The following is a 10,475-nucleotide window of genomic DNA, read 5'->3' on the forward strand; positions in this document are numbered from 1 at the left end:
AAAAAAAGCACCCGTTTGGGTGCTATGTGAAAAAATAAATTTGTTTAACGATCTAGAAACCAATTCGCATCAAAGCCACGACCAAAAATATTGGTGTCAGCAATACGCTCAAAATGGTTCGGGTGAATATTGGTGACATAGCAATGTGGCTCTAAAGCTTTTCTGATTGCAGCACGGATATCGGATGCTCTTTTCTGCTGGGTGTCATAAACCACAATCTGGAATGACACATGATCAGTATTTGCTGGGCAATCCAAATTGTTTTCAGGATTTGCTGTGACTACTGACCAGACTGCGTAGGGATATGGTGTTTTGTGTGGTGCTACATCTTCAAATACTCTTAAAGGATTGGTGCCGAGCAATGCTGTGACTGCCGAAGCCAATTTCAGTGTTGGAACTACAGGTAAAATGTTCATAATTTTGCGAGTTCCTTGTCAATTTCTTGGTTGAAAGATGTAGCAAATTGATTTGTTACTTGGGGTATATTGTTGGATAAGGCAGGTCTCATAAAAGGTGTGGCAGGCATTTTGGCACTGCCAAATTCCAAATATCTCCAATAGGTCGTGATTCCACCAGATAATTTAGATAAGGCTGCGCGATCAGTATTTGCATTCTGTGCAGCCCCACCACGAACACCGACACGCATCACCACTTCATTCGGGTTTCGGGTTTTACCGGCAGCAATCGCAATATTTTTCCAGATCTTTTCGGCTGTTTCAGGATCATCCAAAGCTTTAGCATTAGCTCTTGCCGCATCACGAACAATTGCCATGGCTTTACGCATGGAACGCCTTGCAGCATTCTTCATTAAGCGAGGATTGGCCAGTCTTTTAAGCTTTTCCTGAACTTCATCCAAGCCTTCAATATTAAACTCCACTGACATAAATGCCTCGCATTAAAAAACCCGCACTAGGCGGGCGGCACAGCAACTTAATAACTCAAACCCTGTAAGCCATAAGAAGCTTAACCTGGTTATGCAAATTCATCTGCTTGATTGTAAGTTGTACGGCTAAATCCATATCCAGATTTTGAATTGCCTGGTTTAACCCATGTTCTGTATTAATAACTTCTTTTGCAAGCTTAATGCCTTGCTCGATTCGCAACATCGCTTTTAATTTTCGAGCTGCCAGTCTTTTGTAAAATCGCTCTTTTGTGAATTTCTTTTTCCTCATTGCGATATCATCCTTTTAAACCCCACAAAAAACGGAAAGCAAACGATAGTAGTTGCAGCAAAAATTAAGCTGAAATCAACAATGAATGTGTGGCCAATAATACCCACTGTAAATAAACACATTAGGTACAGCGTAAACATTGCAACCATGTACCATGCGAAATCACGAAGGAGTGTTTTTATCATTATTTTGCCCTCTGCAAAACCTGATTAGAGATTGCGGAAACCACTCAGGTTAAGTGGCTTTCAGTGATCAGCCTATCCGCTCAATAATTATACCAAAATCAGCACAATTAAGACACCAAAGACAACTCCAGCGTCATATAAATGCGACCATTCTCGTTGTCTGGCTTTGGTGGCGAAACGATCTGGAAAGTCTGTCCATCGAATAAAACACGCATACCAGTATCAATATCTTTACGCTTGCGCAGTTTTAGCCGTGCTGTGGTTTCTGATCCGGCAGCCTTTGATGTAAGGCTGTCTTTTACAGAAAGAAAATCCAGTTTACCCCACAGCTTTTTGAACTCAGTCCAGTCTTCAGTTTCGTAGTTGTATTCATCATAGACCGTGGTTTTATGCTGAATCGTTACACGGTGGCATAGTTCGCCGGCACGTTGGGCCATATAACCTCCTATGCAATCTTTATCTTAACTGGCGGTGGTGGTGGAACATATTCAGGTTTGGCCAAACTCTCAGAATTCGAGTTTTTGCAACATTTGCAGCATTGGCAGCACATACACCCTCCTAAATAGCTGTAGGCTTACGATATGGATAAAGAAGGCTTTGTACCGGCATCGGCAGAAAATTGCCATTTACCGGCATTTCCTGCTCAGCATTGCGGTACTGATCCCAATATCCACACAGCAACAAAATTGCCTGATGAATTGCTTTGGGATAATCAGGCTCAAGCTCATCAGTGATGTAATTCAACACCACTGAATCTGCTGCATCCAAATACCCCTGAAGCATTAAATCATTTGAATCATCGTCATAGCGCAAATGCTCTTTTAGGGTCTCAAGACTTACAATACTCATTCTTCACCCCATTTTTTCTGCGCTAATTTGAAGTTTTCATGGCTAAATTCGCCTGAATGATCTTTTTCACAGTGCCATAATGAGCCTTTGTGCGTCACAAACTGACCTGATTTATACTGGTTTTCAGTCTTAAAAATTCCTTGATATTGGCCTTTTTGGTCTGAATTATCGGTATTTTGAGGTGTATTAGGTGCGGATTTACCAAAAGGATCATCCATCTGGTCGCGCTTAGACAATGCTTCCAGCGAATAGTTCTGTTGTTGCATGTAAACCGTGTCACCACCCACCAAAGGCTCTAAATTGAACTGCTGACGCGCTTCATTTGGTGTAAAGATTGAAGCCTTAACACCACGTTCCTGAATGCCCATTTTTGTTTCTTTATCCATGCGGAGTAGAGAATCAACATCAAGAAATATTTCAAGGCCACGCGCTTTTAAGTCAAATGCATCATCAAGCAGGTTTTCAATAGCTTCTACCGGACTTTGCAGGCAGTCAGAAAAATAGATTTCATTTAGATCACCAACCTTCTGCCCTGCTGGGATTGTTCCATAACCCACCTTAAAGGCTGGCACATGCAATACCGAGCAAATAATCTGGTTTGTCATTTCCAGCTGTTCAATAGTTTGAGTATCTGAAGCCGTCATGCTGATTGGCTGGTACTTCAGGTCATCGCCCAGTACCGCAGTTTTACCGATGTTTTGGCCTGTATAGTTCGCATTCCATGCTGCACCAATAGCTCTAGCCTTTTCTTCTGAAATCGCACCTGGTGCAACCAGAATGCCGCTTGGTCGACTCATGTTCCCAAAAGAAGTTTTGGAATTTTTCAGAATATTTAAACCCAATCCCGCTGAAATTCCATAAGCAGTAATGGCTGGAATGCCTACTAGTGGATGATAAAGACAGTTTTCACGGTCATGAATGATTTCAGAAGCAGGAACAACCACAGACTCAGTTCCATTCAACCGGTCAATTCCAAGCTGATAAAATACTTGACCATCATCACTGATCAGCGGCTTTGTTTGATCTGGATTTAAAATAACAATTTTAACCACCTGTCCAAATACATCACGCACCTTAAATCCGTATGCATTACCACGTAATTTTCGGCAGATCATCCAGAACTCTAAAAACTGCTGCCAGTTTTGGTAATGGTTTGGACGTTTAAGAACAACCAAGTCATCAGGAATGGGGGCATTAACTAAAATTCCGCCTTTCTGCTTTTTAAGCAAAATACCCATTTTCCCAATGTCTTGAGAGATCAAGGAAATGCATGAGAAAACCGCAGGATGTGCTGCCAAATCCTCCCGAGTTAATTCTTGGTTATGCTGCCAAGCGCCTGACCAAGGTTCCTGCACAGACAAAGAAGTCCAACCTTGGTTTGAATGGACTCCTTGGAGAGATTTCTTTTTACCAAATAAATTTCCGAAAAAGCCCATTCTTTACATCCTATTCTTGAGTTTTATCTTCTTTTTTCGCTTTTGGAGCAGCCTTTTTAGGCTCTTTATATGCTTCAGCTACTCCAATTTTGAGCAGAACATTTGCCTGAAAGTCAGGAACCTCTTTCACATCCCCAACATTAGAGTCGTGGGTTATCTTTAAATATTTAATCTTCATAGACTGTTCCTATAGCTAAACAATTGTGATGCTTAGATATAAAAACAGCCCCGGTTAAGGAGCTGTTTTTGAAGCATTCAATTTAGATTATGGTGTGTAATCTAGGAATGCCGCTGCGATTGGGCGACGTTTTGCCCAAGTGATGAATTTCTCAACACGTACCGCAAATTTGTTTTCTTGCCACAAGTGATGAGTCGTACCACCATCAACCAGAGTCGCTTGATCAGAGTAAGACACATCCACCCCACCATCCTGAGCAAGCAGAATCTCAGAAGTCTTCACAAGAATAATCTTGTTGCCGACAGTCTGAGAGGTGATAACTGGAATACCCATCAAGGTGCGAGTACCACGAAGTGCCATGCCTTCAAAATAGCTACGGCCCAAAGCATCACGAAGTAAGCTGATCTGAGCAGCGCGCGTTTCAGACATAATGAAGTACGCACCATCCAGCGAGAGGTTTGCGGTAACAAAGCTATTCACTAAGGCCAGTAGGTCGGCTTCATAGTTTTCTGCTGTGGTGCCAGTGTTGGCAGTAGCAGTAATGCCATTCAGTAGACCCGCAGGACGAACCGCGGTGGCAGCACCGGCATCAAGGAATGTGTTATCAATTAAAGTTTTTGATGCTTCAATTAAGTCATCACGAACCAAAATGTCTACGGCTGGATCAGAGCGTCGCATTAGCTCCTGAGTGTAGACCGTGATAGCAGCAAGCTTATGCTCTTTGATTTCCACTTCGCCATAGGTTGGGTTTGTTAATGGCTTTGGTGCGCCTTCACCCACCCATTGCGCTTGACCGCCGGTTAACTGGCTAGGGATTTTGGAGTTAAAAGGCACATTACGGAAACCTGTAAGTTGGTCAAATACGGTTGCAGCACGAAGCATGTCAACAAACTCACCAACTAAGCGGTTTTCAGTGACCAGTGATGCCGCAAATCCTGAGTCTGTAGTGGTACCCAAAGTTGCTTTTGTCACAAGGTCCTGAACCTCGTCACCAAAGCCAAGTTGTTTTGCCATGTCTACTGGTGTGATGTAGTGGCCTTTTTTGGCCTCAAGTGCGGCTGCAAGTTTCGCTCGGGCATATTGAGCAAAGCCAATACCTTTAGCTAAAGGCACGATTTCAATTTTAGAGTCGTTGCCTTCAGGGTTCGGATTGCCTTCAGCTGAGGCTTTTGCTTGTGCAGCGGTTTGGCCAGCAGCAGGAGTTGCATTTTTTGCAGCATCTTCTGCCTGTTTGATCATGTCTTTAACACGGTCAATGTTTTTCTGAATAGTAGCGATTTCAGCATCAATTGCATCAATCTGCTTTTCTTCATCTTCGTTTGGCGTTTGACCACCATCAAGTGCTTTGGTTACGATGCCTTGCTTTTCAGCATTCTTTGCAGCAAGAGCATCAAGCAGCTGTTTTAGATATTTATTCATAATTTCACTCCACCCTTTGTTGGGCAATTCAATTTGACTATTACGTGTTTTTGTTCTGCCGAATCGCCAGCAGGGGTTTTTTCTACTTTCGGTTTTTGCGGCTCGTCACCAATCGCGGATTTTTCTTGCTGCTCGAAAGATTTAGAAATCGATTTAACTTCTGTGATGGATGCTTCTGCATTTGCTGGGATAGTTACGGCTGATAATTCAAACCACTCCCACTCTTTAAAATGCAGACCCCATGAACGCGGAATGTCTTCAACTGTGAGGCCACGAAAGCCAATAGATAGACCTTTGACCAGACCTGACTTAATGGACTGCCAAGCCTCATCAATGCGGTCCTTTAATTTTCCTTCTTCTTCAATCTTGGCAATCTGAACAGTCACCTCGATGCCTTTATCGGTCACAACTGCCTCGGTAACTTCACCAATAGGCTGTGAGTGCATGTGCTGCCAAAGAAATGGAATAGGAAGCGCAAACTTGGCACCTTGCGGATCCACAATATCGTCTGCTCGATCCGGGCTTGGGGTTGAAGCAATTCCCTTAATAATTCGTTGCTCAGCATCAAATGACTTGACCTGTAGCAAGCTGTAAGCTTTTTTCATTGGATACCCCAATAAAAAAGCCCGCTTAATGCGAGCTTTGGTTAATTGATTTGGTTAGATAAAGAAGACGTTATATTCTTTTTCGGCCTGTTCAGGGTTCATCGACATCAAGGCCACCGCGTTAAACGTGGCAATCAATGGGTCAATCTTCCCGACACCCGATTCCTGTTTGCTGATCATCATGCCGTTACCCTTCACGACTGCACGCGCATTACCAACACACCAGGTCATTAAGTCTTGCCCAGCATGGTAAAGATTGCCTTCAGCTAATTTTCGCTCAGTGGTGAGGATGTAGCCCATCAACTTAAACCCCTGAGCTACTGCAATCATTTTGTCTTCAGGTATACCGGCATCAAGCAGGCCATCAAGCAGACCACCCAAACCAAGTGGATCCAGTCCAATCTTGTCGAGCTTGCCAGAGTCGAAGCATTTCTTTGCAATGGCTGCCAGCTGGTCAATATCATCACCGATACGATCCACAATGGTCAGGCTGCCTTCTTTTTCATAATCGGCATACTTTGGCGCATTCTCTTTACGTCTCTCGACTGCGGTTTTATTGCACCAAGCATGATTCCAGAGCCACCATTTACGGCTTTTGTTATGCCGACCCAGTACAGCGAAACCAAGTAAATCATCCAGGCCACCACCATCGATACCGCAGGTAATGACATCCGATTGTTCGATCAACTTATCCAAGGTGAATTTTTTAGATTGCTGCAGCCAATATTCAGCACCAGCCCAGCGGTTGGCACGTAGATTTAGGCCAATTGGTACGTTTAAGTGTTTTGCAAGGAAGTCACGCAGCGATTCTTCACCAGCGTCTTTAACCTTCTCAAATTCGTTAATCAGGTAATCCAGATCAACCGATGCACCCAAGTTTGGATTGGTAACATAAAAGTTTTCAGGTTTTAAGTGTTCACCCGCTTCAAGCATCCATTCTGGAAACTCATAAATCAGAGGTAAGAACTGAGGATTGACCTTTACTCCATCCCGGATATCACGCGCATAGTCCAGCAATTGCTTAAACACACCGCATGGCACTTCATCTGACATGGTAGACAGATAAATCACACAACCCTCAGGACGTGATGCCAAGCCACCCTTTGCCTCACGAAACATCGATTCAGCGTTTGCACGCTTCCCAAACAACCAGACCTCATCGATCAGGATGATTGAAGCCTTTTTACCTGCAGCAGCGTTACTTTCCGCAGCAATCACTTTTAAGGTCGCATTGGTGCCCAAGTGAGTGACTGTTTTGGTGTGCTCGGACACATTGAACATTTCCTGAAGCTCAGGATCAGCTCGAATGAAGTCTCGAATTGGATTAAAACTATTGTCTGCAACCTCTTTTGTGGGCGCCAACAGGATAAGCTCAGCCGACATACGATCATTTAAGATCAAGGCCACCATCATGATTCCAGCTGCAATCGTTGACTTGGTGTTTTTCTTGGAGATCAGCAGGAAGAATTCACGGATTAAACGCTTCTTCTGTTCTGGATCGTAAGCACCAAAGATTGCCCGGACAAATTCAATTACCCATGGCAATGTGACTTCGCCCATTTTTGGGCTACCCATCACATCGACCAGGATTAATTCTTTAAAAATCCGCTCTGCTACATCGGCCACTTCTGGAAAAAGCGGTTCACATGGCATGAGTGACTTTTTAGCGACAATACGTTCCTCCCAGTCTGGAAGAGATGTCGACCATTCTGGGAGTATTGCTGACATAAATTAGCCTTTATTTTCTGTCGAGGTGTTCTTCTTTTATGAGAATTTCGCATTTCTCAATGAATGGGTGCCCACCACAATAAGCAACATCTCCAAAGTAATGCATAAACTCATGCATTTGCATTGATGCAAACCCCTCTTCATCCAGCTTTAATTCAAGAGGAATATCTAGGGTTTTTATTCTTCTTTGGATTACTTCTCTTTGCTCTCGATAGTGCGCCTTCCCAAAGTCCGTAGGCTTGAAGCGTATTGGGTAATTTATATTAAAAGACACTGTTGACATATCAGCTCCTTAGCTGCGAACCAAGTGTTCCAAACTTTCCGCCTTGAGTGGCTTTTTTGGCTTCATCGGCTTTGGTTTCTTTCTTGCCTTTCTCAGCAACCTTGCCGTGGAAATATGGAAGGGCTGCTTTTGCTGCATCCATTCGCAATTTCATATCTTCAACCGGATCAGTCCAGATTTCTTCCAGAAACTTTAGCGGGTCAGCACGACTACCAGCAGTTTCAATGTCTTTTTTGGTGATGATGGGTTTCGAATCAGGCTTAACATCAGTGTTAACATCTTTAACACTGGCAAGGCGTTCAAGGTGAGCGATTACATCAGGATCTTTCGCCATTCTTGACCCGGCTTGTGAGGCCGTTTCAGGGCTGTAACCCGCGAAAATAGCGGCTTCTTTGTTATCAGCGCCATCATGTTTAGCTTGGGCAAATGCCTTCTTTTTTGCTGTTAAAGCCATGCGCCCTCCTTTAACATATTTGTGAAATGGGAAATTTTTTTATACGTGGGTCGGCTGGTGGTCAGGATTTTTCAATCGTTTTTTAAGAATCTTTTACCCCCCACCATCGGGAAATCAAATCTCCCATTTACCAACCGATTGAATCTGCTTCTGTTTAACCGACATAGTTCTTCTTTCATCATTCATAATCCTTTCAATGCATTCTTCTTTGGATGTCTCCATGATATGCACTGAGGATGGTTGTAGCTTAGAGACCCACCAGCGCCGCTGTGCTGGAGTTGAACCTGTAAGAATGAGATAGCCACTCTGGTTGTGCTTAGACATCTGTAGCAACAAGCTATTGCGCTTCCTAACAGCCAGTGCAAAGTCTTGCTTATTGCCTTTATAGATTGGCTTACCACCAATATCAGCAATCATCTCATCCAAGTCGAGTACCACATCATTAGGCTTGGCATGCTCCTTCACCCATGTAGACTTACCTGAACCTGCACAGCCGAACACGATTGTTAATCGAGGTATTGGTTCTAACCAGTCAGGCATGAACACGTATGCTGTACTGTTCTTCGACCCTGCTTCTTCGCGCTGCTTGATAGATGAGTGGCAGGACATGCATAGGCTTTGGTGGTTGTCTGTATTCCAGAATAGATCCTGATCACCACGATGCGGCTCAATGTGATCGACCACCTTAGCTTCAGTTACCCTACCCTGCTCCAAGCAGTACACACACAATGGATTGCGCTGCAAGAAACTTAAGCGATACTTCTGCCACTTGTACCCATATCCACGCTCTGCTGTAGTCTTGCTATCACGCCATGAATCACTGACTTGTTTGATTAGTCTCGGTTCCTTGGCTGTCTGTAGTCTCGGCTTGAGCTGTTGTAGTTTCATTATTTATACGCACCTTCACTCTTAAGCCATTCTCTACAAAACGAATACCTTGGATTAGACTTAGGTAACTACCATCATTCAGAACAACCTGCGTACCTTGAAGCTTACCCTTTTCTGGAAATAGGACATCTGCTACACGCAGTGATTCAGCCTGTCGATCCGATCCAAAACATACAGTGGTTGAGTAGTCATTAAATTTAATTCGGACATCAATTTCAGCGCACCAGACATCGCCTAAAACTATGACATTTTGAACTTGGCAATCTAGGTACTTTCCATTCGAAAGCATTACCGCAGCACCAGAAGGCCCTGAACTTCCATCCTTCCATCTAACTTTTGATACCATTACTCGGTTTGGCTTATTCATGTTCTTTAACTCCACCCGACGCTTATCAGCCTCAGCTCTACTTATGATTGATGTCATATCTACCCATCCAAATAACCTGATGACTTCGGCTCTTCTTCATCCTCAAGCCGCATTAACAACTCATTGATCTGAGCATTCTGTTCATTGTTGATCTGGATGAGTTGGTTGTTTTGCTGAATCAGCTGGTTGTTCTGCTCGATTAGCTTTAGAAGTAAGTCGTTCGATGCACAACCGCATTCTTTCTCTTGATCGTTCATATTGTTCTTTCATCCATTTACGTCGTGCTTCACAGCCTTGGCATGACATTAACCTACTCCTGATAACACCACTTCAAATCATCCGGCACAGTTAAATGCACATGCAACTGGGTCACAGCAAAGTCATGCACATAATTCAAATACTCGGTCATTTGTTTAACTGTCGCCTTGGTTGTACTGCAAAGCCTGATGACCTGTTCACCGATAGCCTTATACTCATCTGGTTCAGATTGCTTCACCTTGGCAATGGCATGGCACATTTCAGCAAACTGCTGGTCATCTCGACGATAGATATAAATCAGAAACTTCTTCTTGAGCTCGTAATGGAGTGAATCTTCATCCTGACCAGTCTTTCTTCTAATCTCACCGATCCATTTCCAGTAAAGCCTATTCTGCGCTGCTGACCGTTCATCTGGTGTTTGATTAATCCTCACCACCAACGGCTTACCCTCATTAATCGCCTGAGTGTAATTGGTATGCATGTAGTTAATGGCTTTGGTGATGTCAGCATGACTCTGGATAGGAAACACGGCTTTTTGCATTTCCTGCTCCTGAAACTTCGTACGATAATATTTTCAATTACTTAGCTTAGGCATAACACTGATATCTAAAGCAGCACCACTACCAACTATAATTAGCCAAGCCAATCGACCA

Annotated in this window: 16 protein-coding genes; all 16 read right to left on the reverse strand. The window is 43.6% G+C overall.

The features are described 5' to 3' along the window. Nucleotides 1-44: 44 nt before the first annotated feature. The gene (locus N518_RS0111340) at nt 45-416 is read right to left on the reverse strand and encodes a DUF3168 domain-containing protein (RefSeq protein WP_026444269.1); all 372 of its coding nucleotides are present in this window, start codon (nt 414-416) and stop codon (nt 45-47) included. Next, nucleotides 413-883, reverse strand: a complete 471-nt coding sequence (locus N518_RS0111345; protein WP_026444270.1) for an HK97-gp10 family putative phage morphogenesis protein — start codon at nt 881-883, stop codon at nt 413-415. The genes N518_RS0111340 and N518_RS0111345 overlap by 4 nt, the downstream gene beginning before the upstream one ends. A gap of 55 nt (nt 884-938) precedes the next feature. Further along, entirely contained in the window at nt 939-1,172 is a 234-nt protein-coding gene (locus N518_RS0111350) for a hypothetical protein (RefSeq protein ID WP_026444271.1), read from the reverse strand. Nucleotides 1,173-1,464: 292 nt separating this feature from the next. Next, nucleotides 1,465-1,794 carry a phage head closure protein gene (locus N518_RS0111360; RefSeq protein ID WP_026444273.1) on the reverse strand — a complete coding sequence of 110 codons (330 nt, stop codon included), beginning with the start codon at nt 1,792-1,794 and terminating at the stop codon, nt 1,465-1,467. 121 nt (nt 1,795-1,915) lie between these two features. Next, nucleotides 1,916-2,206 carry a head-tail connector protein gene (locus N518_RS0111365; protein ID WP_026444274.1) on the reverse strand — a complete coding sequence of 97 codons (291 nt, stop codon included), beginning with the start codon at nt 2,204-2,206 and terminating at the stop codon, nt 1,916-1,918. After that, nucleotides 2,203-3,642, reverse strand: coding sequence for a phage portal protein (locus N518_RS0111370; RefSeq protein ID WP_026444275.1), 1,440 nt, complete (start codon nt 3,640-3,642; stop codon nt 2,203-2,205). Before N518_RS0111370 ends, N518_RS0111365 begins: the two co-directional genes overlap by 4 nt. A gap of 10 nt (nt 3,643-3,652) precedes the next feature. Next, on the reverse strand, nt 3,653-3,820 hold the full coding sequence (locus N518_RS17240; RefSeq protein WP_171076402.1) for a hypothetical protein: 168 nt from the start codon (nt 3,818-3,820) through the stop codon (nt 3,653-3,655). An 87-nt stretch (nt 3,821-3,907) separates the two neighbouring features. Beyond that, complete coding sequence (locus tag N518_RS0111380; protein WP_026444276.1) at nt 3,908-5,239, reverse strand: phage major capsid protein; 1,332 nt, start codon at nt 5,237-5,239, stop codon at nt 3,908-3,910. Next, nucleotides 5,236-5,844, reverse strand: coding sequence for an HK97 family phage prohead protease (locus tag N518_RS0111385; protein ID WP_034593961.1), 609 nt, complete (start codon nt 5,842-5,844; stop codon nt 5,236-5,238). Before N518_RS0111385 ends, N518_RS0111380 begins: the two co-directional genes overlap by 4 nt. A gap of 54 nt (nt 5,845-5,898) precedes the next feature. Further along, nucleotides 5,899-7,572, reverse strand: coding sequence for a terminase large subunit (locus N518_RS0111390; RefSeq protein ID WP_026444278.1), 1,674 nt, complete (start codon nt 7,570-7,572; stop codon nt 5,899-5,901). A gap of 10 nt (nt 7,573-7,582) precedes the next feature. Beyond that, nucleotides 7,583-7,855, reverse strand: coding sequence for a hypothetical protein (locus N518_RS0111395; RefSeq protein WP_026444279.1), 273 nt, complete (start codon nt 7,853-7,855; stop codon nt 7,583-7,585). A 1-nt stretch (nt 7,856) separates the two neighbouring features. Then, nucleotides 7,857-8,309, reverse strand: coding sequence for a terminase small subunit (locus tag N518_RS0111400; RefSeq protein ID WP_026444280.1), 453 nt, complete (start codon nt 8,307-8,309; stop codon nt 7,857-7,859). 114 nt (nt 8,310-8,423) lie between these two features. Beyond that, nucleotides 8,424-9,197 (reverse strand): AAA family ATPase, encoded by a 774-nt coding sequence (locus N518_RS16605; RefSeq protein ID WP_081402532.1) that lies wholly within the window; start codon nt 9,195-9,197, stop codon nt 8,424-8,426. After that, a complete protein-coding gene (locus N518_RS0111410) occupies nt 9,127-9,564 on the reverse strand; it encodes a hypothetical protein (RefSeq protein ID WP_155756715.1) in 438 nt (145 codons plus the stop codon). Before N518_RS0111410 ends, N518_RS16605 begins: the two co-directional genes overlap by 71 nt. Before the next feature lie 59 nt (nt 9,565-9,623). Beyond that, nucleotides 9,624-9,821, reverse strand: a complete 198-nt coding sequence (locus tag N518_RS0111415; protein ID WP_026444282.1) for a hypothetical protein — start codon at nt 9,819-9,821, stop codon at nt 9,624-9,626. Between the two features lie 53 nt (nt 9,822-9,874). Further along, entirely contained in the window at nt 9,875-10,363 is a 489-nt protein-coding gene (locus tag N518_RS0111420) for a recombination protein NinB (protein ID WP_026444283.1), read from the reverse strand. Nucleotides 10,364-10,475: the final 112 nt, after the last annotated feature.

Origin of the sequence: Acinetobacter sp. UNC436CL71CviS28 (assembly GCF_000620525.1) — a bacterium.
Lineage (GTDB): Bacteria > Pseudomonadota > Gammaproteobacteria > Pseudomonadales > Moraxellaceae > Acinetobacter > Acinetobacter radioresistens.